This is a genomic window from Arthrobacter zhaoguopingii (assembly GCF_009828595.1).
In the GTDB taxonomy this organism is placed as follows: domain Bacteria; phylum Actinomycetota; class Actinomycetes; order Actinomycetales; family Micrococcaceae; genus Arthrobacter_D; species Arthrobacter_D zhaoguopingii.
The window spans coordinates 127,310-152,754 of sequence record NZ_WPNY01000008.1; the positions used below are offsets into that span (position 1 = coordinate 127,310).

The 25,445-nt window shown below is 66.3% G+C and carries 21 protein-coding genes and 2 tRNA genes; 16 read left to right on the top strand and 7 right to left on the bottom strand.

All coding sequences use genetic code 11. The annotated features are described in order from the left end of the window. The first annotated feature begins 2 nt into the window (after nucleotides 1–2). From ilvN to metG, 5 genes are all read left to right on the top strand, one after another. Entirely contained in the window at nucleotides 3–515 is a 513-nt protein-coding gene (gene ilvN, locus GVV86_RS12065; protein ID WP_159618374.1) for an acetolactate synthase small subunit, read from the top strand. A gap of 61 nt (nucleotides 516–576) precedes the next feature. Beyond that, nucleotides 577–1,602, top strand: a complete 1,026-nt coding sequence (gene ilvC, locus GVV86_RS12070; protein WP_120165273.1) for a ketol-acid reductoisomerase — start codon at nucleotides 577–579, stop codon at nucleotides 1,600–1,602. A gap of 160 nt (nucleotides 1,603–1,762) precedes the next feature. Further along, on the top strand, nucleotides 1,763–3,352 hold the full coding sequence (gene serA / locus GVV86_RS12075; RefSeq protein WP_159618372.1) for a phosphoglycerate dehydrogenase: 1,590 nt from the start codon (nucleotides 1,763–1,765) through the stop codon (nucleotides 3,350–3,352). Nucleotides 3,353–3,404: 52 nt separating this feature from the next. Continuing rightward, nucleotides 3,405–4,328: an acetamidase/formamidase family protein gene (locus GVV86_RS12080; protein WP_159802951.1), complete on the top strand. Its 924-nt coding sequence runs from the start codon at nucleotides 3,405–3,407 to the stop codon at nucleotides 4,326–4,328. 67 nt (nucleotides 4,329–4,395) lie between these two features. Further along, nucleotides 4,396–5,967: a methionine--tRNA ligase gene (metG, locus tag GVV86_RS12085; RefSeq protein WP_159618368.1), complete on the top strand. Its 1,572-nt coding sequence runs from the start codon at nucleotides 4,396–4,398 to the stop codon at nucleotides 5,965–5,967. Nucleotides 5,968–5,985: 18 nt separating this feature from the next. On the opposite strand, the gene GVV86_RS12090 is transcribed toward metG, so the two are convergent. Then, nucleotides 5,986–6,522 carry a hypothetical protein gene (locus GVV86_RS12090; RefSeq protein ID WP_159618366.1) on the bottom strand — a complete coding sequence of 179 codons (537 nt, stop codon included), beginning with the start codon at nucleotides 6,520–6,522 and terminating at the stop codon, nucleotides 5,986–5,988. Between the two features lie 60 nt (nucleotides 6,523–6,582). Further along, complete coding sequence (locus GVV86_RS12095) at nucleotides 6,583–8,271, bottom strand: ATP-binding protein (protein WP_159802952.1); 1,689 nt, start codon at nucleotides 8,269–8,271, stop codon at nucleotides 6,583–6,585. A gap of 775 nt (nucleotides 8,272–9,046) precedes the next feature. Between GVV86_RS12095 and GVV86_RS12100 the strand changes: the two genes are divergently transcribed. From GVV86_RS12100 to GVV86_RS12110, 3 genes are all read left to right on the top strand, one after another. After that, nucleotides 9,047–10,327 carry a hypothetical protein gene (locus GVV86_RS12100; RefSeq protein WP_159802953.1) on the top strand — a complete coding sequence of 427 codons (1,281 nt, stop codon included), beginning with the start codon at nucleotides 9,047–9,049 and terminating at the stop codon, nucleotides 10,325–10,327. A gap of 166 nt (nucleotides 10,328–10,493) precedes the next feature. Beyond that, nucleotides 10,494–11,552: a 3-isopropylmalate dehydrogenase gene (locus GVV86_RS12105; RefSeq protein WP_159618360.1), complete on the top strand. Its 1,059-nt coding sequence runs from the start codon at nucleotides 10,494–10,496 to the stop codon at nucleotides 11,550–11,552. A gap of 111 nt (nucleotides 11,553–11,663) precedes the next feature. Continuing rightward, nucleotides 11,664–12,770: a branched-chain amino acid aminotransferase gene (locus tag GVV86_RS12110; RefSeq protein ID WP_159618358.1), complete on the top strand. Its 1,107-nt coding sequence runs from the start codon at nucleotides 11,664–11,666 to the stop codon at nucleotides 12,768–12,770. Nucleotides 12,771–12,851: 81 nt separating this feature from the next. Here the strand turns inward: GVV86_RS12110 and GVV86_RS12115 are convergent, their stop codons facing one another. From GVV86_RS12115 to GVV86_RS12125, 3 genes are all read right to left on the bottom strand, one after another. Beyond that, nucleotides 12,852–14,393 (bottom strand): putative bifunctional diguanylate cyclase/phosphodiesterase, encoded by a 1,542-nt coding sequence (locus tag GVV86_RS12115; RefSeq protein WP_159618356.1) that lies wholly within the window; start codon nucleotides 14,391–14,393, stop codon nucleotides 12,852–12,854. A gap of 5 nt (nucleotides 14,394–14,398) precedes the next feature. Beyond that, nucleotides 14,399–14,833 carry a DUF7793 family protein gene (locus GVV86_RS12120; protein ID WP_159618354.1) on the bottom strand — a complete coding sequence of 145 codons (435 nt, stop codon included), beginning with the start codon at nucleotides 14,831–14,833 and terminating at the stop codon, nucleotides 14,399–14,401. A 597-nt stretch (nucleotides 14,834–15,430) separates the two neighbouring features. Continuing rightward, complete coding sequence (locus tag GVV86_RS12125; RefSeq protein WP_246669971.1) at nucleotides 15,431–16,501, bottom strand: hypothetical protein; 1,071 nt, start codon at nucleotides 16,499–16,501, stop codon at nucleotides 15,431–15,433. Nucleotides 16,502–16,691: 190 nt separating this feature from the next. On the opposite strand from GVV86_RS12125, the gene GVV86_RS12130 reads away from it, so the two are divergent. The 8 genes from GVV86_RS12130 (at nucleotide 16,692) to GVV86_RS12165 (ending at nucleotide 23,938) form a co-directional block, all read left to right on the top strand. After that, a complete protein-coding gene (locus GVV86_RS12130) occupies nucleotides 16,692–16,835 on the top strand; it encodes a hypothetical protein (protein ID WP_159802954.1) in 144 nt (47 codons plus the stop codon). A 165-nt stretch (nucleotides 16,836–17,000) separates the two neighbouring features. Further along, on the top strand, nucleotides 17,001–17,774 hold the full coding sequence (locus GVV86_RS12135; RefSeq protein WP_159618350.1) for a fumarylacetoacetate hydrolase family protein: 774 nt from the start codon (nucleotides 17,001–17,003) through the stop codon (nucleotides 17,772–17,774). A 63-nt stretch (nucleotides 17,775–17,837) separates the two neighbouring features. Then, the gene (gene gltX, locus GVV86_RS12140) at nucleotides 17,838–19,346 is read left to right on the top strand and encodes a glutamate--tRNA ligase (protein WP_159802955.1); all 1,509 of its coding nucleotides are present in this window, start codon (nucleotides 17,838–17,840) and stop codon (nucleotides 19,344–19,346) included. Then, entirely contained in the window at nucleotides 19,346–20,137 is a 792-nt protein-coding gene (locus GVV86_RS12145) for an HAD family hydrolase (RefSeq protein ID WP_159618346.1), read from the top strand. The genes gltX and GVV86_RS12145 overlap by 1 nt, the downstream gene beginning before the upstream one ends. Nucleotides 20,138–20,205: 68 nt before the next feature. Then, nucleotides 20,206–20,277: transfer RNA gene (locus GVV86_RS12150), tRNA-Gln, on the top strand. Nucleotides 20,278–20,353: 76 nt separating this feature from the next. Then, a tRNA-Glu gene (locus tag GVV86_RS12155) sits at nucleotides 20,354–20,426 on the top strand. Nucleotides 20,427–20,555: 129 nt separating this feature from the next. After that, nucleotides 20,556–22,316 (top strand): dynamin family protein, encoded by a 1,761-nt coding sequence (locus GVV86_RS12160; RefSeq protein WP_159802956.1) that lies wholly within the window; start codon nucleotides 20,556–20,558, stop codon nucleotides 22,314–22,316. 62 nt (nucleotides 22,317–22,378) lie between these two features. Further along, nucleotides 22,379–23,938, top strand: coding sequence for a GTPase (locus tag GVV86_RS12165; RefSeq protein ID WP_246199767.1), 1,560 nt, complete (start codon nucleotides 22,379–22,381; stop codon nucleotides 23,936–23,938). A gap of 132 nt (nucleotides 23,939–24,070) precedes the next feature. On the opposite strand, the gene GVV86_RS12170 is transcribed toward GVV86_RS12165, so the two are convergent. Together GVV86_RS12170 and GVV86_RS12175 are read right to left on the bottom strand one after the other, a co-directional pair. Next, nucleotides 24,071–24,622 (bottom strand): DUF1697 domain-containing protein, encoded by a 552-nt coding sequence (locus GVV86_RS12170; RefSeq protein WP_281406958.1) that lies wholly within the window; start codon nucleotides 24,620–24,622, stop codon nucleotides 24,071–24,073. Further along, complete coding sequence (locus GVV86_RS12175; protein ID WP_120165289.1) at nucleotides 24,619–25,341, bottom strand: IclR family transcriptional regulator; 723 nt, start codon at nucleotides 25,339–25,341, stop codon at nucleotides 24,619–24,621. Before GVV86_RS12175 ends, GVV86_RS12170 begins: the two co-directional genes overlap by 4 nt. Nucleotides 25,342–25,445 lie beyond the last annotated feature (104 nt).

Sequence of the window (25,445 nt, forward strand, 5' to 3'; positions counted from 1 at the left end):
CCATGACCCGTCACACGCTCTCAGTACTCGTCGAGGACGTCCCCGGCGTCCTGACCCGCGTCGCGAGCCTTTTCGCCCGCCGCGCCTTCAACATCAACTCCCTCGCGGTCGGCCCCACCGAGATTCCCGGTATGTCCAGGATGACCGTCGTGGTCGAGGCGGAAGGTGACCTGCTCGAGCAGGTCACCAAACAGTTGAACAAGCTCATCAATGTCATCAAGATTGTCGAGCTCACCTCCGAACAGTCGGTGCAGCGCGACCACATCCTGGTCAAGGTGCGCGCCGATGCCTCAACCAGGCTGCAGGTCACCCAGGCCGCCGACCTGTTCCGGGCCTCCGTCGTCGACGTCTCCACCGACTCGTTGATCATCGAGGCCACCGGCACCCCCGAAAAGCTCAGCGCCCTCCTGTCGGTGCTCGAGCCGTTCGGGGTGCGGGAGATCGTCCAGTCCGGCACCCTCGCGATCAGCCGCGGGGCGAAGTCGATGAGCGACCGGGCGCTCCGCAGCGCCTGAGTCCGCACCGCCCTTTTCACCCACCAAGTTTTCCAGGTAATCCACTAGAGGAGATATCCACGTGACCGAGTTGTTCTACGACGACGATGCCGACCTTTCCATCATCCAGGGCCGCACCGTGGCCGTCATTGGCTACGGCAGCCAGGGCCACGCCCACGCGCTCAGCCTGCGCGACTCCGGCGTCGACGTGCGCGTCGGGCTGAAGGAAGGATCGAAGTCACGTGCCAAGGCCGAGGCGGAGGGCCTCCGGGTCCTCTCCGTCGCCGAGGCCACCGCCGAGGCCGACCTCATCATGATCCTCACCCCGGACCAGGTACAGCGCCACGTGTACGCGGAGGACATCGCGCCGAACCTTCAGGCCGGCGACGCCCTGTTCTTCGGCCACGGCTTCAACATCCGCTACGGCTACATCCAGCCGCCGGCCGACGTGGACGTCGCCCTCGTCGCCCCGAAGGGCCCCGGGCACATCGTGCGCCGCGAGTTCGAGGCCGGGCGCGGGGTCCCCGACCTGATCGCCGTCGAGCAGGATCCCTCGGGCAAGGCCCGTGAGCTCGCGCTGTCCTACGCCAAGGCCATCGGCGGTACGCGGGCCGGCGTCATCGAGACCACCTTCACCGAGGAGACCGAGACCGACCTCTTCGGCGAGCAGGCGGTGCTCTGCGGCGGCGCGTCGCAGCTGATCATGTACGGCTTCGAGACCCTCACCGAGGCCGGGTACAAGCCCGAGGTCGCCTACTTCGAGGTGCTCCACGAACTAAAGCTCATCGTCGACCTGATGGTCGAGGGCGGCATCGCCAAGCAGCGCTGGAGCGTTTCCGACACCGCCGAGTACGGTGACTACGTCTCGGGCCCGCGCGTCATCGATCCGTCGGTGAAGGAAAACATGAAGGCGGTGCTTGCCGACATCCAGAGCGGTGCCTTCGCCAAGCGGTTCATCGATGACCAGGACGCCGGAGCCCCCGAGTTCGCCGCCCTGCGCAAGAAGGGCGAGGACCACCCGATCGAGAAGACCGGACGGGAACTGAGGAAGCTGTTCTCCTGGATCCAGACCAACGACGACTACACCGAAGGTTCGGTCGCACGCTAGGCGCCGGGGCAGCCCCAGGCTGCCCGCCCCCGCTGGGGAACAATCAGGACACGAAGGCCGGGCTCACTGCTGAGTAACATAGCGGGCCCGGCCTTTCCTGCACCCTAAGCTGGCCGTACAATCCACCCGCCCCGCATTGCAGCAGTGAAGGAAAATCCCTGTGGAAAAACCCGTAGTTCTCCTTGCCGAAGAACTCTCGCCCGCCACCGTCGAGGCCCTCGGCCCGGACTTCGAGATCCGGAGCACTGACGGCGCCGACCGCACCCAGCTTCTCGCAGCCCTGGGCGACGTCGACGCCGTCCTGGTCCGCTCGGCCACCCAGATGGACGCCGAAGCCATCGCGGCCGCGCCGAAGCTCAAGGTGATCGCCAGGGCCGGGGTTGGCCTGGACAACGTGGACATCAAGGCGGCCACGCACGCCGGGGTCATGGTGGTGAATGCTCCGACCTCGAACATCATCTCGGCCGCGGAGCTGACCGTGGGCCACATCCTCAGCCTCGCCCGGAACATCCCGCAGGCCAGTGCGGCGCTCAAGGCGGGGGAGTGGAAGCGCTCCCGGTACTCCGGCATCGAGCTGTACGAGAAGAAGATCGGCATCATCGGCCTGGGCCGGATCGGGGCCCTCGTCGCCGCGCGCCTGCAGGGATTCGGGACAGAGATCCTCGCCTACGACCCCTACGTGACCTCCGCGCGGGCCGCCCAGTTGAACGTTCAGCTCGTGACCCTCGATGAGCTCCTCACCGAGGCCGACTTCGTCACCATCCACATGCCCAAGACGCCCGAGACAGTCGGCATGCTCGGCGAGGAGGCGTTCGCGAAGATGAAGAACAGCGCGTACGTCGTCAATGTGGCACGGGGCGGTCTGATCGACGAACCGGCGCTCCATGCGGCGCTGGAGCGCGGCGAGATCGCCGGCGCCGCCGTCGACGTGTTCGTCACGGAGCCGAGCACCGACCTTCCCTTCTTCAAGCTCGACAGTGTGGTCGTCACGCCGCACCTTGGAGCCTCAACCGCCGAGGCCCAGGAAAAAGCAGGTGTCTCCGTTGCGAAGTCGGTCCGGCTCGCCCTCGCCGGGGAGCTTGTGCCCGATGCCGTCAACGTCGCCGGCGGCATCATCGACCCGGCCGTCCGCCCCGGCATCCCACTCATGGAGAAGCTCGGCCGGATCTTCACGGCACTGACCCATGACTCGCTCACCCAGATCGAAGTCGAGGTCGCCGGCGAAATCGCCTCATTGGATGTGAAGGCCCTTGAACTTGCCGCGCTTAAGGGTGTGTTCACCGACATCGTCTCGGATCAGGTGTCGTACGTGAACGCCCCGGTGCTCGCGGAGCAGCGGGGAATCGCCACCCGGCTGACGACGACGTCGGAATCGGAGGAATACCGCAATGTCCTGCGGATCCGCGGCGCGCTCTCGGACGGATCCCAGATCTCGGTCGCCGGAACCCTCACCGGCCCCAAGCAGATCGAGAAGCTCGTCGGCGTCAACGGGTATGACCTCGAGATTCCGATCAGCGAGCATCTTCTGGTGCTGCTGTACACCGACCGTCCGGGCGTGATCGGCGCCCTCGGCCGGCTGCTTGGCGAGGAGGACATCAACATCGCGGGGATGCAGGTGGCACGGAACAAGGAGGGCGGCCAGGCGCTGTCCCTGCTGACGCTGGACAGCGCGGTTCCCCAGAACGTGCTCGACGCCGTCAAGGCCGAGATCGGCGCAACGGTGGCGCGCGAGGTCGACCTGCAGTCCTAGCAGTACACCCAGCCCCGCACGCCCGACCTTCAGCCGTTTCGAAAGGAAGCCGATGACGGTCCACACCCTTCCCGCCGGACGCGGCACGGTCCTGCAGTCGTTCAACCGGTCGGGTCCTTCCGTGCTGGAGGTCGACCCGGGCGACACGGTCGTGGTGTCCTCCCTCGACGCTGCGGGCCACCTGGAGGCCCCGACGTCGCCGGGGGAGGCGAAACCGCTGATGTTCCCCGACCGCCTGGGCCACTGCCTGACCGGCCCCATCGCGGTCCGGGGAGCGGTGCCGGGTGACGTGCTTGCGGTGTCCTTCACCGCCCTGACACCGGGGGACTGGGGATGGACGATCGCCGGCCACCGTCGGGACGCCCTCGCCCGTGCGCTCGGGATGGACGAGGCCGAGCCCCAGTGGCTCCTGTGGGACCTTGATCCCGAACAGGGCACGGGAGTGAATCAGCTGGGGCATGCGGTTGGGCTGAGCCCGTTCCTCGGCGTCGTCGGCATGCCACCCAACGAGCCGGGGGACTTCCCGACAGTCCCGCCGCGGGCCGCCGGCGGCGGCAATATCGACTGCCGCGAGCTCACCGCCGGGTCGGTCCTCTACCTGCCGGTGACCGTTCCCGGAGCGATGCTCTGCGTGGGAGACGGGCACGCCCGCCAGGGGGACGGGGAAGTGGGCGGTACGGCGATCGAGTGCCCCATGACCTCGGAACTGGTGCTGGACCTGGCGGAGGATTCAGCGCTGCAGTCGATCCATGCGGTCACGCCCACCGCCCGGATCACCTTCGGTTTCGACTCCGACCTGAACGCGGCCAGCGCCGAAGCACTGAGCGCGATGCTGACGTGGATGGAGTCCCTGTACGGGCTGGATCGGACGAAGGCCCTGGCGCTGGCGAGCACCGTGGTTGACCTGCGCGTCACGCAGATCGCCAACGAGGTGTGGGGCGTCCATGCCGTGCTCGGCCGGGACGCGGTGCGGTGAGCCGCCCCACCCGCGGCACACCCGGAACGGAATCGGGTTTCGACGGCGGACAGGGTAATTTCGTAGAGTGACTTCTCCCGGTTCAAACACTCCGTTCTACATCACCACGGCGATCTCCTACCCCAACGGCGTCCCGCACATCGGCCACGCCTACGAGACGATCGCTACCGACGCCATGGCCCGGTTCAAGCGGCTTGACGGCTATGACGTCCGCTTCCTCACCGGCACCGACGAGCACGGGCTGAAGATGCAGCAGACGGCGGACAAGGAAGGCATTCCGGTCCGGGAACTGGCAACGCGAAACGCGAAGGCCTTCCGGGCGATGAACGACTCCCTCGGGATCTCCTACACCCGCTTCATCCGCACCACCGACGAGGACCACTATGCGGCCGCCTCGGAGATCTGGCGCCGGATGGAAGCGAACGGGGACATCTACCTGGATAAGTATGCGGGCTGGTACTCCGTCCGGGACGAAGCCTTCTGGCCGGAGGACGAGACCGAACTGCGCGAGGACGGCATCCGCTACGCCACGGAGACCGACACCGAGGTCACGTGGACCGAGGAGGAAAGCTACTTCTTCCGGCTGGGCTCCTACCAGCAGCGGCTCCTCGACTTCTACGAGAAGAACCCCGAGTTCGGCGCGCCGCAGTCCCGCTTCAATGAGGTCATCAGCTTCGTTCGCGGCGGCCTGCAGGACCTCTCCATCAGCCGCACCACCTTCGAGTGGGGAGTGCCGGTGCCGGGAAATGAGAAGCACGTCATGTACGTCTGGGTGGACGCCCTCACCAACTACCTGACCGGTGCAGGGTTCCCGGATACGGAGTCGGAGTCGTTCCGGAAGTACTGGCCCGCCGACGTCCATGTCATCGGCAAGGACATCTCGCGCTTCCATGCCGTGTACTGGCCGGCGTTCCTCATGTCCGCCGGCCTTGAACTGCCCAAGCGCGTCATGATCCACGGCCACCTCCACAACAAGGGGGTCAAGATGTCCAAGTCGCTGGGCAACACCGTGGCGCCTCAGGACTGGGTGGAGCAATACGGCCTGGACCAGGTCCGTTTCTTCCTCCTGCGCGAGGTTCCCTTCGGCGCGGACGGCTCCTACAGCCATGAGGCGGTGGTGGGCCGGATGAATTCGGACCTGGCGAACAACTTCGGCAACCTCGCGCAGCGCTCCCTGTCGATGGTTGCCAAGAACTGTGCCGGACTCGTGCCGTCACCGGGTCCCTTCACCGAGGCCGACACCGCGCTGCTCGCCGACGCCGGGGCGCTCCTGGAAACGTGCCGGTCGGCCTTCGAGAAGCAGGAGTTTTCCCGCGCGCTGGAGGCGATGTGGACCGTACTGGGAGACACCAACGCCTACTTCGCCGAGCAGCAGCCGTGGGTGCTCCGCAAGACCGACCCAGAACGCATGAACACCGTTCTCTACGTGACCCTGGAAGTGCTGCGAATCGTCGCAGTGCTTTCCCAGCCGGTGATGCCGACGAGCGCCGCCCGGCTCCTCACGGTGCTGGGACAGGGCACCTCTGACGCCGACCCGCTGCGGGCCTTCGCGGCACTCGCGACGGCGCTGCTGCCGGGCACTGAACTTCCTGCCCCAGCGCCAATCTTCCCGAAGTACGAGGAGCCGAGCGAGGGGTAGCAGCCGGGCCGCAATGCCTTAGTTCGAGAAGAACCGCTCGACGGCCGTCTCCCGCATGATCCGGGCGACCGTTTGCTGCTGTTCCCGGGCGGCCTTCAGGAGCCGTTCAAGTTCAGTGGGATCGAGCGCCGGTTCGCGCCTGCCGGCGGGCGTGCCAGCCACAAAGAGCAGCGTGTCCCAGAGCGCTTCCTTCCCGCGCAGGAGGGACTGGAGAGCTTCGAACTCCAGCTGGGCTCCTTCGCCGGATCTCCGCCGCAGGAGGTTGATCGGGTTCACCGACGAAATCAGGGAGCCGGTGTGGGCTGCCGCCATCTTCAGTCTGCCGGGGCGGTGTCCCAGTGCGTGGATGAGCCGTACGAGCGTGTCCCGTTCTCCGGAGATGCCGCGCGCCATTTCGGCGAGCTCGGCACCGCTTGCCGTGCCGTCCCAGGAACGGCTGGCCGCTTCGAAGAGGCGGACTCCGTTCGTGGCACCCAGCAGATGGGTGTCGAGGTAAGCGAACAGAGTTCCCTTATCGAGGCGTGTCCGGTCAGGCGCCTGCTCGTAATCGTTCATATACCCATCCTCATCGATCTTTGGCAGGGTGCAAATCGAAGGCGCCGGCGATGCCGGCAGCTAGCTGTGGGATGCGACCGTGGATGGAGCCTTCAGCGGCATTTCGATGCGCACGGTGGTCCCTTCTCCGACAGTGGAGTCGACGGTGATTGAACCATTGTGGGCGTTCACTGTTCGTTGCGCTATCGCCAGTCCAACCCCGGCGCCGGGGACGGCGCCGTCGGTGGCATTCGAGGCACGGAAGAAGCTCTCGAAGAGGCGGGGGATGTCGGCTTCGGGGATACCGATACCGGTGTCCCGCACGACAACTTCGGCCGGGCCGGCGGTGGAACGGCAGAGGGTGTTGACCTCGACCACGCCGCCCGGGCCGGTGAACTTCACGGCATTGGAGATGACGAGCCCGACTGCTTCCTTAAGCTGGTCGTAGTGGCCGGCGACGAGGATGCTCGCTTCGCTGGGCGGGCAGAGAAGAGCCACGTTCTTCGCCGTCGCGGCGGCAGAGAGGTCCCCGGCGGCTGCGGCAACGACATGGCCGAGGTCCACGGAGAGGTGGCCGTGCGGCTCGTCGAGCGTGGGCGAGAGGGCCGTGATGTTCTCGATCAGGTCGCGGAGCCGGGTCGTGTTGCGCTCGACCGTCTCGAGCATGCGCCGCGCTCCTTCGGGCAGCGGACCGCCAGAGCCATCGAGGATCATCTCGAGGTAGCCTGCCATTGAGGCGAGCGGTGTGCGCAGTTCGTGGTTGACCGTTCCCACGAAGTCGCTCTTGGCCTTATTGAGGCGCCGGAGTTTCTCTACAGCCTGCTGTTGCCGCGCGATCAGCTGACCCTGGATCAGGCCGTGGGCGAAGTTGCCGAGCACGTGCTGGGTCAGCGAATTCTCCACCGGGGTCCACTCGAGGGGCCGGTGGTTATTGATCAGCCAGACCAGCCCGAACGGCGTGGTGCCCTCCCCAAGGGCGACGACGACGCCGCTCGTGATGCCGGAGAGGTCCTCGAGATCCTCGAAGACCGATGTGCCCGCCGATGCGGAGTCCTCCGCAGGAGGGAAGCGTTCGCCGGTGGAGCTCTCCCACAGCCGGAGCGCTAGGGCTTTGGCCCTTCCGGAGTGGGCCAGGGAAGGAACTTCCATTGGGTCAGCGTCGGCACTTGACCAGTGTGAACTCAGGTCCGCCACGCGGTCGTCGGGGAAAATCTGGAGGAAGACCGAGTCCGAGCCCAGTGCGCGGCCGAGCCCGGCGAGGAAGTTTCCGACCATGGTTTCGAGGCTGTTGGTGGCGCGGATGCCTGCGGAGATCTCGCGCATCCGTTCGCGCAGCAGCGACGCAGACTCGCGCTGTACGCGGTGCTGGCGGCGTCGGGCGATGGCGGACGCCGCGCGCTGAATGATCTCGCGCTCCTGATATGGCCTAAAAACGAAATCGGTGATCGGATTCTCGAGCAACCCGCCAGGCTCCAACGGCGCACTGTCGGGCAGGAGGAGGATGACCGGAAGTCCGGCGAAGCGGGAATCGGATTCGAGGACGCCAAGGAGTGCACGGCTGCTTTCGTCGGCCAATTGAAGGTCGAGGAAAACAATGTCGGGCGTGCTTTGACGGAGGGTCCCCAGGAGGGCCGAACCTGAACTTACTGAGACCGCGGCGTAGCCGGCCTGCTGCAAAATGGCACAGAGATCTTGGCCGTCCTCATCGCTTGGCGATGCGACGACCGCTGTGCCGCCGAACCCGGCCCAGCTAACGTCTTGCTTGCTCACGGCGTCCCTTCCCCATGTCGCTTGCGCTCACACTATCCGAAGCCCTGTCAAGTGTCAGGCTCAAGCCCGCCGGGTAGATGGATCGATACCCCATTGAAGCTGAAGATACGCGCTTTTGAACCGCCACGTACTTCTCAGCGAGGCAAGCGTAGCAATTCGAGTAATTACTCGGAGTCATCCAAAACAGTCGAGTATTGACCACTCGCGACTATCCAGTGGGCCATTTCTAGCCTGAGTAAGTAATCAAGAACTGATGATTCTGCTGGGGAAACATCAAGGTTTTGAGTCGGTCTCACACGGCATTCGAGCGGTCTTTTGCAACGCCATTCGTCACCGCATTTCATCCCCCCAGGAGTGGTCAGTTAAGCCCCCATCTGGTTGGAGAGCTGCCATGAAATCAATCCTTACAACTGTCGGGCTCGTAGGCTTCGCCTTCGCTGCCACCACCGCTCCCGCCTACGCTGCACCGCCTCCGCAGAATAATGCCTGCCACTCGGCAGGCGTCACTGGCATCGGCGCACAGGCCTCGGCGGGCAACGGGGCAAACTGTTCCGGTGGCGGCCAGGGGGGAGCACCGGTACAGCCGGCAACGCCCGCCCAGCCCACAACGCCGGTCGCTCCTGTGGTGCCGGCGGAGCCCGCCGCTCCGGTGGTTCCGGCAGAGCCCGCCGCTCCGTTGGCGCCTGTTGCTCCTGCCGTCCCAGCGGTGCCGGCTACTCCAGTCGATGCCGTCATTCCTGCCGTTCCGGCAGCCCCGGCTGAAGCTGCTCCGGCGGTGCCGACCGTTCCTGCATCTCCAGCCCAGGGAGGCAATGCAACCGGCGGCAAGCCAAATGCTGGTAATCCTGGCGGAGGCAACGGCAACAACAACGGCGGCAACGGCAACGGCGGCGGTGGTGACAGCAACCCCGGCAACGGCGGCGGCGGTGATACCAACCCCGGCAACGGCGGCGGCGACAACCCCGGCAACGGGAACGGCCCCGACGACAACAACGGCGGCGGTGACAACCCCGGCAACGGGAACGGCCCTGGCGACAACAACGGCGGCGGCGACAACCCCGGCAACGGGAACGGCCCCGGCAACGGGAACGGCCCCGGCGACAACAACGGCGGCGGCGACAACCCCGGCAACGGGAACGGCCCTGGCGACAACCCCGGCAACGGGAACGGCCCCGGCGACAACCCCGGCAACGGCAACGGGAACGGCCCTGGCGACAACCCCGGCAACGGGAACGGTCCTGGCGACAACCCCGGCAACGGCAACGGGAACGGCCCTGGCGACAACCCCGGCAACGGGAACGGTCCTGGCGACAACCCCGGCAACGGCAACGGGAACGGCCCTGGCGACAACCCCGGTGGCGGCAACGGTGACGGATGCGGGGACAACAACGGCGGGGAGAACAACACCGGCGAGGGCAACAACGGCGGGGAGAACAACACCGGCGAGGGCAAAGACGACTGCGGTGAAAACCCCGGCAACGGGAACGGCCCCGGTAACGGCAACGGGAACGGCTGCGGCGACAACAACGGCGGGGAGAACAACACCGGCGAGGGCAACAACGGCGGGGAGAACAACACCGGCGAGGGCAAAGACGACTGCGGTGAGAACCCCGGCGGTGAGAACCCCGGCGGTGAGAACCCCGGCGGTGAGAACCCCGGCGGTGAGAACCCCGGCGGTGAGAACCCCGGCGGTGAGAACCCCGGCGGTGAGAACCCCGGCGAGGGGAGCCCGCAACTCCCCGGAACTCCGGAGACTCCCTCCGCACCAGAATCTCCTCAGGTACCGCAGGCTCCCCATGCCCCAGTCGTGCCAGGGAAAACTGTCACAACGGTCCCAGTGAAGACTTCGGGCACCGTCACGGTGCGGACAGTGGTCGTGCCGGCTTCAACGGGGACGGTTCGTACGAACCAGGGCCTCAATGTTCAGTCGGCTGCGACCGCGGCATCGGATGACCCAGGTCAGGTATGGCTGGGAGGGCTTGTCGTGGCAAGCCTGACCGCTGCGGGCCTGGTGGCTGGCCGGGCCGTTGAGCGGAAGCGGAACGCTAGCATCTAGCAGGAACGAATCAGGCAGTACTAAGGGGACGGGCACCCGAAAGGGTGCCCGTCCTTGTTTGTGCAGTGCGAGCGGCATCGTGATCGGACCCGGTGACCCCATGCACCGATGTCTCACAAAATGAGACTGATTATCCGCAGGGGAGCCCACTTCGTAATCTGGGTCGATGGACGCCTCAACTGCTCGAATCGACCTCGCGATCATCCCCGGAGACGGCATTGGCCCGGAAGTCACGGCGGAAGCGGTGAAGGTGCTCTCAGCGGTACTGCCCGATGAGGTGGAACTTGCACTTACCGAATACTCCCTCGGCGCCCAGCACTGGCTCGTCACCGGGGAGACGCTTCCGGAGGAAACCCTCATCCGGCTGCGTGCCCACGATGCAATCCTCTTTGGAGCGGTGGGGGCGGCGCCAGGGGATAAGCGGATACCCTCAGGGCTGATTGAGCGTGAACTGCTGCTCAAACTGCGGTTCGAACTTGACCACTACGTCAATCTGCGCCCCTCCAAGCTGTACCCGGGGGTGGATTCGCCACTGGCCGCCCCCGGCGCCGTCGATTTCGTCGTGGTACGGGAGGGCACCGAGGGCCCCTACGCGGGCAATGGAGGCACCCTGCGTGGTGGTACGGAGCATGAGATTGCCACCGAGGTCTCGCTCAATACAGCGCACGGAGTGGAACGCGTAGTGCGGGACGCCTTCCGTCGCGCGAGCGAGCGCCCTCGCCGGAAGCTGACCCTGGTCCACAAACACAACGTGCTGGTCTTCGCGGGCCATCTTTGGAAGCGGACTGTGGAGGCGGTCGCGGCGGAGTTCCCCGAAGTCACCCACGACTACCTGCACGTCGATGCGGCGACAATCTTCCTCGTAACCGATCCCTCACGGTTCGACGTCATTGTCACAGACAATCTCTTCGGCGACATCCTCACCGATCTCGCCGCGGCAATCAGTGGAGGGATTGGCCTGGCGGCCTCCGGAAACCTCAACATGGACCGCACGGCCCCCTCAATGTTCGAGCCGGTCCACGGCTCGGCCCCTGACATCGCAGGTCAGCAGAAGGCTGATCCTACGGCCGCCATCCTATCGGCGGCGCTGCTGCTGCGGCACCTGGGCCAGGATGCCGCAGCCGAACGCATCGAGCACGCGGTTGAGGCCGACATTGCCGGACGCTCCGGAGAACCGCGCACGACGTCGGCGGTGGGCGATGCGATTGCGGCCGCATTGTCCTAAGGTGGTTAGGAACCATTAACCCAGCGTCGGCGAAGCAGCCGGCCCTGATCACTGACCGAATAGCCTCCCGGAGCGCCGCTCCGCACGGAGCAGGTCACGCGCGGAGGAATCATGACAGCCACCGATCTGGAGTTCGCCCAGCATCTCTCTCCAACTCCGAAGACCGTGGAGCAGCGCGAGGCCATCCTCGCCAATCCGGGGTTCGGCAACCACTTCACCGACCACACAGCGATCGTAGACTTTTCGGTCGACGCCGATGGAGAGGGTGGCTGGAGCAATGCCCGGGTCGAGCCGTACGGCCCCATAGCACTCGACCCCGCCGCCGCCGTACTGCACTACGGCCAGGAGATTTTCGAGGGCATGAAGGCTTACCGCCATGCCGATGGTTCAATCTGGACCTTCCGTGCGGACGCCAACGCCGCACGCCTCAACAGGTCGGCGGCTCGACTGGCCCTTCCCCAGCTTCCGGAACCGATCTTCCTCGAATCCCTGCGCCAGCTGGTTTCAGCGGACCGTGACTGGATCCCTACCGGTGATGGAGAAAGCCTGTACCTGCGACCCTTCATGATTGCCACTGAGGCGTTCCTGGGTGTCCGGCCCGCACGGGAGGTTTCCTTCCGGGTCATCGCCTCGCCTGCAGGAAACTACTTCGGCGGAGAGCTGAAGCCGGTTTCGATCTGGGTCTCCCGGAACTTCGCCCGCGCCGGACGGGGCGGGACCGGCGCGGCGAAATGCGGCGGCAACTATGCGGCCTCTCTCGCAGCCCAGCTTGAGGCGGAAGCCAACGATTGCAAGCAGGTGCTCTTCCTCGATCAGTTCAATGACAACGCCGTTGAAGAGCTCGGCGGCATGAACGTGTTCTTCGTGTTCAAGGACGGCTCGCTGGTCACTCCGGCGCTGTCCGGCACCATCCTCGAAGGTGTGACGCGCTCCTCGGTGATCCAGCTGGGCCGGGACCGCGGCATGAATGTCGTCGAGCGCAAGATCACTCTCGACGAGTGGCGTGACGGCATTGCCTCCGGTGACATCACCGAAGTCTTCGCCTGCGGCACGGCAGCGGTGATCACCCCGATCGGGCAGCTGAAGGACGGCGAGGAAATCATCGGTGCACCCGATGCCCTTCCCGGCGAGGTGACCATGTCCATCCGCAGCCAACTGCTGGGAATCCAGACCGGCGCTGCCGAGGATATCCATGGCTGGCTGACCCGGCTGGTCTAGATTCCATTCCTTGGGCGGCGCAGCATCACCGTTGTGCCGCCCAAGGGCTTCACGCGCGGGGCTGGAGAGTTGCCGCGAGGCCTAGGCCGGCAGGCTGAGGAACCTGTGCGTAGCGAGCAGGGCCTTGATCTCCTCGATGGGCAGAGGTCTGCTGAAGTAGTATCCCTGGCCGCTGGCGCAGCCCATGGCCCGCAGCTGGTCGGCCTGTTCCTTTGTCTCGATGCCCTCGCACACAGCCTCAAGTCCGGCCGCCCGGATCAGCTGAAGCACGGCGGAGACAAACCCGAACTGGCCGGGTTTGGTGTCAAGGTCGACAAGAAGCGAGCGGTCAACCTTCACCATACTGACGGGCAACTCGCGCAGGTAGCTGATTGAGGAATAGCCGGTCCCGAAGTCGTCGATCTCGATTCCCACGCCAAGCTGCTGCAGACTGAGAAGCGAGTACATCTCCACTTCGCCCCGCGTCACGATCGCCGATTCGGTGATCTCAATGACCAGGCAGGAGGCAGGGACGCCCGTTTCCCGCAGCAGGCCCCGGACGAAGTCGACCAGGTCCAGCTGCTTCAGCTCAACAGCCGAGAGGTTCACCTGAAGCTGGAAGTCGTCGTCGAGCTGGAGATCACGGCGCCATTCGGCGAGGTGGCGTAGGGACGTCGACATCACCCACCGGTCGAGGTCGTGGATGACTCCGATTTCCTCGGCGAGGGGGATGAAGACGTCCGGCGGGATGAGCCCGCGCACCGGGTGCTGCCAACGCACGAGCACCTCAAGCCCAATGATGCGGCTTGTCGCAAGTTCAACCAGCGGCTGGAAGTGAAGAACCAGTTCGTCACGGCGGACGGCGGCTCGGAGCTCCGCCGCCATCTGACTACGGAGCTGCCGGGAGTACTGCATCACCGGTTCGAACACCTTGATGATGTTGCGGCCTTCTCGCTTTGCGGCGTACATGGCTGTGTCGGCATCGAGCAGCAGGTCATCCGCGCTCTGCTGGGGATCACCAAGCCGCACCCCGATGCTCGCCCTCGAATGAACCTGGAGGTCCTCCAGTTCGATGATCTCCCCAAGGACTTCGAGGGCGCGGCGTGCGACGCGCATGCAGATCTCCATGCTGGCCGCTGGAAGGAGGATGGCAAACTCGTCGCCGCCGAGGCGCGCGACGACATCGCTCGCACGCACCACACCATTGAGCCGGACGCCGACCTCCTGGAGCACGCGGTCGCCCGCGTCATGCCCGAAGCGGTCGTTGACGTTCTTGAATGAATCGAGGTCAAGCAGGATCAGCGCCGGCGGGGGAGCCCCATCCGCGGCCTCGGCCAGTGCGGTCTCAAGGGCTTCCATTAAGGCCACCCGGTTCGCGAGGCCGGTGAGGGCGTCGGACATTGCCATCTTCTTCATATCCCGGTGGGCCTGGCGAAGCATCGCCGTCCGGCTTTCAACCCGCTTCTCGAACTGGTCGTAGACCTGTTCGAGTTCCTCGGCGAGCAGGTTGAAGCCGGTGATCACCGCGTCGACTTCATCCCTTGCCTCAGAGGGCTCAATGCGGCTGCTCAACTCGCCGCGCGAAAGGCGCACGATACTGTCGACCAGCTGGCCCAGCCGCGGATCCTTATTTTCGGCGTTCATCTTTTTCAGGGTACCGGCAGGAAGCCCGCCAGCCATGCAAGCGCCTCGCTGCGCGATGCGAAGAAGGCCACAGGGCATCGTGGCTCCTGGCTTCCCATCACGAAGTTGCCCAGCACGCGGTCCACCGGGCTGGCACCCAGGAGGGCAACCGCCGCCGACATCTGGGCCGCGCCCAGGACGGCGCGCGCATCGCGGTCGATCGACTTCACGCCCCGGATATCGATCAGCAGGGGTCGGGGCACGCCCGCTGCGAGCGCACGGGCCTCCTCCGCCCTGGATTCGGCCAGCCGCCGGGACACATGCTCTCCGGCGGGAAGCGTGATCACTGTGATCCCATCCCGCGAAAGCGTCTGTTCACCACGCCGGTGTTCATCGGCGGCAGGCTCGGGGCCTGCCTCAAGCATTTCTGCGTCGTCGTGGAGCAATATTTCGTCGGTCATCGGTCCCCCAACCATCCCGTGTCGAAATTCAGCGGACCATTTGCGGCTCGGAGCGGCTTTCCGCGCCCCATCGACGTTTGCGGGCAGGACTTTGTTCCGGCTCGAAAGAGCAGGTTCCGGTGATCGAGTTAGACATATGCTCCCCAGCATCCATACGGCAACAGCAGCACCCCTTGGGGCGAACGTTGCATTGCACCACTTCTCCATTGAAGGACGGAAACTTTGTTATATCAGAGATCACCGACAGGAATCTCTCCGAACGGCGTCGGACCATGATTTCGCCACGATGGCAGCGCACGCCGTGGGATGCGCGCAACACCGGCACCATGGCCCGCCCTCAGGCGGAGCTCCTCACGACAAAATCCGGGCCGGAGTTGGTGGTCCGCAGTCGATTGGGTCACCGGCGGAGCGGCGCTTAAATGTAGAGGCCCCAGCCGGGGTGGGAGTAATGGGGGGAAACGCCCAGCCCGGCCAGGGCTTAAAGAAGACTCTACACAACTAGCTACCCTGAACCGCAAGTCCGCTTCGCTGAGAGGGGAATTCGTAGCGCTGGACGGCGGTCGGCGGGTGTGCCGTGGCTCGAGCCGGCCGCTTCGATCAGCCGCCCTGGACCTGGTGGATGAGCTGCCGTGCGGCGGCGGCCCGGTCATTGGCGCCGGACTGGACGAAGAGCTGCTCACTCGCTTCGAGGTTCAGCAGGGCTTCGAGTTCGATATGCCGGGCGTTATATGCCTGGCCCAGCAGGAAGCGGGCTTCGGCGGCGGTGTGGGTAGCGAGCAGGGACTCCTGGGAGGTCACTGCCCGCAGTCGTTCGATCGCCGCATCGAACTGACCGGTCAGTACGAGCCAGTGCGCGCGGGTCAGTGCCAGTTCGAGCCGGTCCCGTTCACTTCCCCCGACAATTGAGCTGGCCATTTCTGCGCGGTCGATGCATTCAAGGGTCTCGGGCTCGACGACGCCCGCTGCGAGGCGCAGCGCAGCGGAAGCACGGTTGAAGCGCGCCCACAGGTCAAGGTCGTTGGTCGGTGAGAGGTTCTCAGCAGCGAGGCGGTGATATTTGGTTCCATCTTCGACGCGCTGGAGGAGGAATGCCACGTTGCCAATGGCCCAGTAGCTCATGCCCGCGGTCTGCTTGCTCGCATTTTCTTCGAGCAAATCGGCCAGGACGAGGCATTCGGTCCAGGCGTCGTGCAGCTGGTCGCTGTCGGCAAGCGCTGCGATCAACGCATTCTGTGCCTCAATGTGCAGTTCCTGTTGCCCTGGAATGCGGGCGGCGCTCTCGGCCGCACGACGGGCTTCTACTACTGCATCAGCGAGGTCGCCTGAGCCCTGCAGTGCCAGCGAGGTCATTGTGCACACCCGCGCGACGAGAGCCGCTGATTGCTCGGTCATGGGGTGATCCTGGAGTGTCCGGGCAACCTGTGCTGATTCTCTGACGAGTCCCTGTTTGCGGAGGCTTTCGGCCTGCAGAAAGGTCATGTTCCACCAGGCATTGTCGTCGTTGTGCTCGGCGGCCATGGCTGCCGCGTGCTCGGCGATCCGCTGAGCCTGCTCGTAATCCCGCTGGTTCCACGCACTGCGTGCTTGCAGTTCGAGGAGGACCTGCTCTCCTGATATTCCCTGCAGGACCTTCACCACCTTCGGCTCGCGGACGGCGCCTGACGGCATCGTCCAACAACGTGGGCGCCGCGCAGTCTAGCGTCCAGTGAAGGCCAGCATGGACCCCCGGAATTAATTAGTCAAAAAATGTTACGTTTGTGACTGGTGTGGCGGAACAACATTTCGTAGACTGAATCTGCTATAGCAATGCAGAAGACCGCTTTTGTCTTTTGCTCCCATCTCACCTTGAGGACAAATCATGAAGAAGCTCACCTCCGCGCTGCTGCTGTCGGTACTTTTCGTCACAGCCGGAAGCTCTGCAGCCGTCGCGGCCGGCTCGACCTCGACGAAGTCGGGTTCGACGACCGTCAGCACCGATCGCATCAACAACTGGCCGTACTGATTCTTTCTCCGGTCGGTTCTAAAGGGAACCGGTTGAAAGTAAAGAAAAAACCTGGCCGGACCTGCCTGGCAGTGTGATAAGGGCCGTGAACCCGCTTCCTGGGGGGCGAGTTCACGGCCTTTCCGCTGCCCGGGGTCGGCTGGAATGAGCCTGTAGCCTAGGACAATGCGTATAGCCCGGTTTGTTGTAGATAACGATCCAATGTTCGGCGTCGTCGAAGGCCCCGACGGCAGCGAAGAGCTCGCGGTCATCAACGGTGACCCCTTCTACTCCGGCATCCAGCTCACTGGCGCGCGGCACCTGCTGGCCGATGTGCGCCTGCTGGCCCCGGTGATTCCCCGCAGCAAGGTGGTGGGAATCGGCAGGAATTACGCGGACCACGCTGCCGAACTCGGCAATGAGGTCCCGCCGGCTCCGCTGATGTTCCTCAAGCCGAACACCTCCGTCATCGGGCCCGGCGACCCCATCCTCCTTCCGTCCTTCTCGGACGAGATCTCCTACGAAGCGGAACTGGCCATCGTCATCGGGCGGATCTGCAAGGACGTGCCCCTCGAGCGGGTCGACGACGTTGTCTTCGGCTACACCTGTGCCAATGACCTCACCGCGCGCGATGCCCAGCGCACCGACGACCAGTGGGCGAGGGCCAAGGGCTTTGACACCTCCTGCCCGATCGGGCCGTGGATCGAGACCGAGCTTGACCCCGAAAACCTCGCGGTCAAGGGAAGCCTCGACGGCGAGCTGCGCCAGGACGGCTCGACCAGCCAGATGATTTGGGGAGCCAAGGAACTCGTTTCCTACGTGTCCCAGGCCTTCACCCTGCTTCCCGGCGACATCATCCTCACCGGTACGCCGGCAGGGGTGGGGCTTATCAGCGAGGGACAGCGCTACGAGGTCGAGATCGAGGGGATCGGGCGGCTTTCAAACCCCGCCCGCCGCTGACTGCTGCGGCTGCCGCGCCCGGTGGCCGGGGGCGAAGGGTCCGGCTACTAGAATTGGCCCATCATGACTACTGCAGCCGAGATTCCCACTGTCAATGACTCAACCCCGGTCCGCGTGCGGTTCTGCCCGTCACCCACGGGCACACCGCACGTCGGGTTGATCCGTACCGCCCTCTTCAACTGGGCGTACGCCCGGCACACCGGCGGCAAGCTGATCTTCCGGATCGAAGACACCGACGCCGCCCGCGACAGTGAGGAAAGCTACAACCAGCTGCTCGACGCCATGCGCTGGCTCGGCATTGACTGGGACGAGGGCGTCGAGGTGGGCGGCCCCCATGAACCGTACCGGCAGTCGCAGCGGGGGGACCTCTACCAGGATGTGATCGCGAAACTCGTGAAGGCCGGGCACCTCTACGAATCCTTCTCCACACCCGAGGAGGTCGAGGACCGCCACCGGTCTGCCGGGCGCGACGTCAAGCTCGGCTACGATAACTTCGACCGCACCCTCACCGAGGTCCAGCGCGAGGCGTTCCGCAGTGAGGGCCGGGGCGCGGTGCTCCGGCTGCGGATGCCCGATGAGGACATCACGTTCACCGACCTGGTGCGAGGTGAGATCACCTTCAGGGCCGGCAGCGTTCCGGACTTCGCTGTCGTCCGGGCAAATGGAGCGCCGCTCTACACGCTCGTCAATCCCGTCGACGACGCCCTGATGGGTATCACCCATGTGCTGCGCGGCGAGGACCTGCTCTCCTCCACCCCGCGGCAGATCGCCCTCTACCGCGCCCTGATCGATATCGGCGTCGCGCGCTACATGCCGCTGTTCGGGCATCTGCCCTATGTCATGGGCCAGGGCAACAAGAAGCTGTCCAAGCGCGACCCGGAGTCGAACCTGTTCCTCCACCGCGACCGCGGTTTCATCCGCGAGGGGCTGCTCAACTACTTGTCGCTGCTGGGCTGGAGCCTCTCCGCTGATGAGGACATCTTCAGCGTCGAGCAGCTGGTCGAGAAGTTTGACGTCCGCGACGTCCTGGCCAACCCCGCGCGCTTCGACCTCAAGAAGGCCGAGGCGATCAACGGCACCCATGTCCGGCTGCTCGATCCGGCGGACTTCCGCTCACGCCTCGTCCCCTATCTCCAGGCGTCCGGACTGATTGGACATCCGGTGACCGAGCGCGAGGAAAGAATCATCGCCGAGGCCGCGCCGCTTATCCAGGAACGGATCACCCTGCTCGGTGAAGCCCCCGAGATGCTCGGTTTCCTCTTCAAGGAGGACGACGCCATCGACGTCGCCGACGACGCGCGGAAGGGCCTGCCGGACAACCTCGCCGCGGTCCTTGCCAAGACGCGCGAGGCTCTGGAAGCCGTGACCGACTGGGACGCAGAGTCGATTCAGGGTGCCCTGCGGGCTGCCCTGGTGGACGACCTCGGCCTCAAGCCCCGGCTTGCGTTCGGCCCCGTGCGCACCGCCGTGTCGGGCCGGCGCATCTCCCCGCCCCTGTTCGAGTCAATGGTCATTCTCGGCCGCGACTCCTCCCTGGCACGGATCCGCGCCTTCGCCGGGGCAAACGGCTAATGAGCGCGGGTCCGGGGGAGGGGGCGCCGGTCATCGAGGGAGTGCTCTTCGACATCGATGACACGCTCGTCGACCTTGAGACTGCCATGGGCAGGACCCTCCACCACATCGCGGGGGATGCCTTCGGGCATTTGAGCGATGACGATTGGATGGAATACAAGCGGCTCTTCACCACGGACCCCCTGGGCCACTACGAAGCCTTCCTCGCCGGCCAGCTGACGTTCGCCGAGCAGCGGCTTCGGCGCGCCCGCCACGCCCAGGCTGCCTTTATCGCGGATCCCCTTGAGGGAGAGGCCGCCCACCGGTGGACCAGCGCGTACGAGGCGACGCTGCCGCTGCATTTCCGGCCGTACGACGACGTGATGCCCCTCCTCGACGAGCTCGAGGCAAGGGGCGTCCCGTACGGCGCGGTGAGCAACAATGTGCACGACTACCAGCGGGCCAAGCTCGACCGGTCCGGGCTGCGCCGGATTCGGGTGCTGGTGGGGATCGATGCCGTAGGCGTCGCGAAGCCGGACCCCGCTATTTTCCATGAAGGTGCCCGGCGCCTTGGCACGGACCCCGCCCGCACCCTCTATGTCGGCGACAACCCTGCCATCGATGCCCGGGCTGCGGATTCCGCGGGCCTCGTCGGCGTCTGGCTGGACCGGCGTGCCGCCGGCTCACCCTCTCCGTCGAGGGCCTCCGAGGACCCGGAGGGCGGAACGGAGGAGGCCCGAACGGCGGGGGAGGGGCTGCGCCGGATCACCTCCCTCGACGCCGTTTTGCAGTTCCTGCCATCTTTCCGGTAGAGTTATTTCTCGGCGCGGAGCGGTAACGCGGCCGGATGCCTGCACCACTGGGCTTCGGAGAGTGCCATTGGGGTATGGTGTAATTGGCAACACACTGGTTTCTGGTACCAACATTCTAGGTTCGAGTCCTGGTACCCCAGCGCAGTAAAATGCAAGCCGTAAGGTAAAGTAGTACAGCAGTAAAAGTAGTTTCGCAGTAAGCAGTATCAAAGTACTGGCCCCATCGTATAGCGGCCTAGTACGCCGCCCTCTCACGGCGGTAACGCGGGTTCGAATCCCGCTGGGGTCACGAGCGTCCTTATCGAAGGACATCGGAAAAGACGCCCCGGACATTCATCGAATGTCCGGGGCGTCTTTGTGTTTTGGGGTGATTCAGTTTGCTCCAGCAGGAAAGTAAGCAAGCTGGCAGAATGGAAAGATGAATGCATCCCTCACCGCCGCCGACGCCCGCGGGGTAGCGGGATTCCTCCGAGAGGTGCATGGTGCACTGCTGGGCGCCGGTTTCCCGCTCTCCCTCGCAGGGGCCCCCGCAGCGCGCGCCGCGGCGGCCGCGGCCGCCGCGCAACTCGACGACTACATTCTTCCGCGGCTCGACCGGCTCGACGCTCCGCTTCTCGCCGTCATCGGAGGATCGACCGGGGCCGGCAAGTCCACCCTCGTCAACGCCCTCATCGGGCGCCCGGTGACCCGAACCGGAGCGGTGCGGCCAACGACGCGGCAGCCCATCCTGCTCCACCACCCCGCCGAAGCCGAATGGTTTACCTCCCAGCGGGTTCTGCCGTCGCTCAGCCGGGTCCAGGCCGGTGCGGGCGAACTCGCCCCCCAGGATGCTGTCGGAGCCGCAGCAGGAACCCTCCTCCTGCAGGGTGAGGCAACAGTTCCGCGCGGGCTGGCGATCCTCGACGCCCCCGACATCGACTCAATCGCTGACGAGAACCGCCGCCTCGCCGGGCAGCTGCTCGCCGCAGCCGACCTCTGGATCTTCGTCACCACAGCCAACCGCTATGCCGACGCCGTCCCGTGGAAGTTGCTCGCAGAGGCGGCCCGGCGCGACATCCTCCTGGCCGTGGTGCTTGACCGGGTGCCGCCCGGGGTGGAGGAGGATGTCCGTGAAGACCTCATGACCCTCCTCACAGCCGAGTCCCTCGGGCACGCCCCGATCTTCGTCGTGCAGGAGTCGGGCCTTGACGAAAACGGAATGCTCCCCGCCGGGTCGGTCGATCCCATCCGCCGCTGGCTCGGGGCGCTGGCCGCCGACGCGGAGGGACGCACCGACATCGCGCGCCGCACCCTGGCCGGAGCGGTGCGCGCTCTCGCTGGACGCGTCGAGGAGGTTGCTGAGGCCGCCGAGGTCCAGCAGGCGACCGCTGCCCGCCTTTCAGGGGCGGCTGAGGCCGCCTACCAGGAGGCCCTGGCTGCAATCCTCCGCTCCACCGAGGACGGAACAATGCTCCGTGGGGAGGTCCTCGCCCGCTGGCAGGACTTCGTCGGCACCGGAGAGTTCATGCGGGGCATCGAGACCCGGGTGGGATGGCTGCGTGACCGGATCACCGCGTTCTTCACCGGCCAGCCCGCCCCGGCAACCACGGTTGCGGCGGCGATCGAGACCGGGCTGCACTCGGTCATTGTCGAGGAGTCGGCGAAGGCGTTCGAGCAGACCGAGCAGTGGTGGCGCAGCGACGACGCCGGCCGGGCATTGCTTGCCGGCCGGGGCACCTATGTCAGCGACGAGTTTTCCGCCGAGGCCGCGCGGCAGGTGAGGGAGTGGCAGCAGGATCTGCTCGAGCTTGTCAGCACCGAAGGCTCCGACAAGCGCTTCGCCGCACGGATGCTTTCCTTCGGCGTCAACGGAGTGGCGGTGGCCCTGATGGTGGTCGTGTTTGCGTCGACCGGTGGCCTGTCCGGTGCCGAGATCGGCATCGCCGGCGGCTCGGCCGTCGTCGGCCAGAAACTCCTTGAGGCCGTCTTCGGCGAGGACGCCGTCCGCCGGCTGGCCAAGACGGCGCGCGACAACCTTGAGCGCCGGTGCCGCGCCCTGCTCGACGATGAAAAGGAAAAGTTCATCGTCCTCCTCACCCCGGTGGCAGCGCAGACACCGCCTGAAGCGCTCTTCGCCTATGCGCGCCGGCTCGCCGGAACCGATCTCGCCGAAGGCACCACGGCCGGTGGCAGCCGGTGAGCCGGCACCGCGGTGCGGGGTCCAGAAGCGGTCTGCATAATCAACTCGAGGCACTCGACTCTGTGCGAGGGCTCGCCGAAGGGCGGCTTCCCGACGAACACGTGCAGGGCCTGTTCGGTGTGCTCGACCGGGCCAGCAGCCGCCGTTCGCTGTCCGCCGACCATACGGTCATTGGAATCTTCGGTCCCACAGGGAGCGGCAAATCCTCACTGATCAACGCGTTGAGCGGCACCGAGGTGGCGCGGGTCGCGGCCCGCCGCCCGACGACCTCGAAGCCCCTGGCCGTGGTGTGGGGGGCCGAGGGAAGCGGCCCGCTCCTCGACTGGCTGGAGGTCGATGAACGCCATGAGATGCCCGCAGACGCCGCGCTCCTTGGCTCGGACACCGGCGGGCTGATCCTGCTTGACCTTCCCGACTTCGACTCGACCGCCGTAGCCCACCGGACCGTCGTCGAACGCATGTCGGGCCAGGTGGACGTCCTGCTGTGGGTCGTCGACCCGCAGAAATACGCGGACGCGGCGCTTCATCATGACTTCCTCGCCCCGCTGGCCTCCCACGGCGCCGTGACCCTCGTCGCGCTGAACCAGGCGGACCGGCTGTCCGGCCGCCAGCAGGAGCAGGTGACCGCCTCCCTGTCCGGGATCCTGGCAGAGGAAGGCCTTCGCGGTGTGCGGGTCTTTCCCGTCTCCGCCCGCACGCGGGACGGCCTCGAGGACCTTGCTGGCGCCATCCGGCAGATCGCCGGGCGGAAACAGGCTGCGAACGCCCGCCTGGCGGCCGATGTCGCGGCGGCCTCCACACAGCTTGCTCCGTTTGCCGGACCGGAGGACCTTCCGATACCCGGCAAGGCCGCCCAGGCCGACCTCTCGGCCCGCCTTGCCGCGGCCGCCGGGGTCGACGCCGTCGTTGACGCGGTTGTGCGTTCCTACCGCCGTGATGCCCACGCAGCTACGGGCTGGCCCGTGACCCGCTGGCTGGGTTCCTTTCGTTCCGATCCGCTCCGGCGGCTCAACCTGCGCCGGAGCGACGTCGACGCAGCCCTGCGGCGGACCTCGATGCCCTCCGGAGCGCCGGCCCAGCGGGCCCGGGTCGACCAGGCGTTGCGGACCTTCGCCGACACCGCAGCGGGATCGGCGGTTGAGCCCTGGCGCTCCGCCATCCGCTCGGCGGCGCGCGGGACCGTGCCCACGCTCCTCGACGGACTCGACCAGGCCCTCGCCGGCACCAACCTCGACACCGGCCGAAGGTCCTGGTGGTGGCCGCTGGTGGGCCTGCTTCAGTGGCTGGCGCTGGCCGCCCTCGTCGTCGGCATCGGCTGGCTCGGGGTCATGGCGGCGATGGGATTCCTTCAATTCGACGTCCCCGACGCTCCGTCCATGGAGGGGTTCCCGGTGCCGACCCTGCTGATCGCCGGCGGTGTTGCCGCGGGGATCCTCCTGGCGGTACTTGCCGCGGTCATTGCCCGGTTCGCGGCTAAGGCCCGCGGCCGCAAGGCGCGGCGCCGGCTCCGCGCCGCTTGTGCGAAGGTGGCCGAGACGGTGGTCGCCCAGCCGGTGACCGCCGAAATCCGCAGGTACAACGACTTCCGCGCTGCGCTCGCGGCGGCGGCGCGCACGAAATGACCGGGCCGCGGCTCACCTGACAAGCCGGGTGCGGAGACGACAACGGCCAGCGGAGGCTGCGGTCGGAGCGGTTCGGCGGGGCTGGCGGCGCGCGGTGGGTGCGGGTGCTGGACGCCGGGATCGCGACAGGAGTCAGCCCGCCATCGCGGCGTGGACCTTCACCAGCGTCCGCAGGTTGCGGGTGGTCGTCGTCGCCTTGAAGCGGCCCTTAGCCGTGATCTTTCCCAGCCCGGAGTCGAGGGTTCCTCCCCGCGCCGCCTGCCAGGCGACGGCGTCGGGTCCGAGCAGCGTGAGTGCCTCGCCGGCGGCCCGGGCGGCGGCGGCGAGGTCCTCCACCGCCGCGGGATCCGAGCTCAGGGTGACGTAGGCATGCACCGCAGGGTCGTCCGCGGGAAAGGGGCAGGCCTCAATAATCTCGGCGAGCCGTGCCGCCGGCAGAACCACCACCCACGCGTCGTAGCCGAAGGCCGAGCGCAGGCGTTGTTCGATTGCGTCCTTGAGTTCCTGCGCCCCGAGCGCCGAAGTACAAACGAGGTTTCCCGAGGCCAGCAGGGTGCTCGGATGGGAAAGCGGAAGCCCCTCGAGCGCCTTGAGCAGGTCCGCCATGCGAATCGTGGTGCCCTGGACGTTGACTCCCCGAAGGAAAACGGCCCAGGGCACGGCCGCCGCGGAGCCGGCCGTCACTCGTTGGCTGCTTTGCTGACGGCGAGGGTAAGCTGCTGGGCCGCTTCGGTGACGACCTCGGCGTGGATCCGCCCGGGCTGGCGGGTCAGCCTCTCCATCGGTCCAGAGATTGAGACAGCCGCCACCACGCGGCCCGACGGACCACGCACGGGAGCGGATACCGAGGCGACGCCCGGCTCGCGTTCGCCGAGGCTCTGCGCCCAGCCGCGGCGGCGGACGCCGGCGAGGACTGTCGGGGTGAACCGCGCATTTTGGAGCCCCTTAAGGAGCCGGTCGTGGTCCTCCCAGGCGAGCAGGCACTGGGCCGCCGAGCCGGCCCGCATTGAGAGCTGGGTTCCGACCGGGATGGTGTCGCGGAGTCCGGCCGGACGCTCGGCGGAGGCGACGCAGACGCGCCATTCGCCCTGCCGCCGGAACAACTGGGCACTCTCGCCGGTGGCATCGCGCAGCTGCTGCAGGACCGGGCCGGCCGCGGCGATGAGGCGGTCCTCGCCGGCCGCGCTGGCCAACTCCACCAGGCGGCTGCCGAGGACGAACCGCCCCTGAATGTCGCGGCTGACCAGCCGGTGGTGCACGAGGGCAAGGGCCAGCCGGTGCACCGTGGGTCGGGCAAGTCCCGTCGAAGCCACTAGCTGTGCAAGCGTCGTCGGCCCCGCCTCGAGGGCATCCAGCACGGTTGCCGCTTTATCAATGACTCCCACACCACTAGAATTGTCCATAGACTGATATTGCCGTCTCAATATCTGAGACGCAAGTCGTTCCGCTGGCGTGTTGGGTGGCGTCACTGGAACAGTTGGGGATCGAAGGCTCCGCAGGGCGGGCG

Excerpts from the sequence above, each read along its gene's own strand:
- ilvN (WP_159618374.1), top strand. The coding sequence starts at position 3 with ATGACCCGTCACACGCTCTCAGTACTCGTCGAGGACGTCCCCGGCGTC.
- GVV86_RS12080 (WP_159802951.1), top strand. The coding sequence starts at position 3,405 with ATGACGGTCCACACCCTTCCCGCCGGACGCGGCACGGTCCTGCAGTCG.
- GVV86_RS12090 (WP_159618366.1), bottom strand. The coding sequence starts at position 6,522 with ATGAACGATTACGAGCAGGCGCCTGACCGGACACGCCTCGATAAGGGA.
- GVV86_RS12105 (WP_159618360.1), top strand. The coding sequence starts at position 10,494 with ATGGACGCCTCAACTGCTCGAATCGACCTCGCGATCATCCCCGGAGAC.
- GVV86_RS12110 (WP_159618358.1), top strand. The coding sequence starts at position 11,664 with ATGACAGCCACCGATCTGGAGTTCGCCCAGCATCTCTCTCCAACTCCG.
- GVV86_RS12115 (WP_159618356.1), bottom strand. The coding sequence starts at position 14,393 with ATGAACGCCGAAAATAAGGATCCGCGGCTGGGCCAGCTGGTCGACAGT.
- GVV86_RS12120 (WP_159618354.1), bottom strand. The coding sequence starts at position 14,833 with ATGACCGACGAAATATTGCTCCACGACGACGCAGAAATGCTTGAGGCA.
- GVV86_RS12125 (WP_246669971.1), bottom strand. The coding sequence starts at position 16,501 with ATGCCGTCAGGCGCCGTCCGCGAGCCGAAGGTGGTGAAGGTCCTGCAG.
- GVV86_RS12130 (WP_159802954.1), top strand. The coding sequence starts at position 16,692 with ATGAAGAAGCTCACCTCCGCGCTGCTGCTGTCGGTACTTTTCGTCACA.
- GVV86_RS12135 (WP_159618350.1), top strand. The coding sequence starts at position 17,001 with ATGCGTATAGCCCGGTTTGTTGTAGATAACGATCCAATGTTCGGCGTC.
- gltX (WP_159802955.1), top strand. The coding sequence starts at position 17,838 with ATGACTACTGCAGCCGAGATTCCCACTGTCAATGACTCAACCCCGGTC.
- GVV86_RS12145 (WP_159618346.1), top strand. The coding sequence starts at position 19,346 with ATGAGCGCGGGTCCGGGGGAGGGGGCGCCGGTCATCGAGGGAGTGCTC.
- GVV86_RS12160 (WP_159802956.1), top strand. The coding sequence starts at position 20,556 with ATGAATGCATCCCTCACCGCCGCCGACGCCCGCGGGGTAGCGGGATTC.
- GVV86_RS12175 (WP_120165289.1), bottom strand. The coding sequence starts at position 25,341 with ATGGACAATTCTAGTGGTGTGGGAGTCATTGATAAAGCGGCAACCGTG.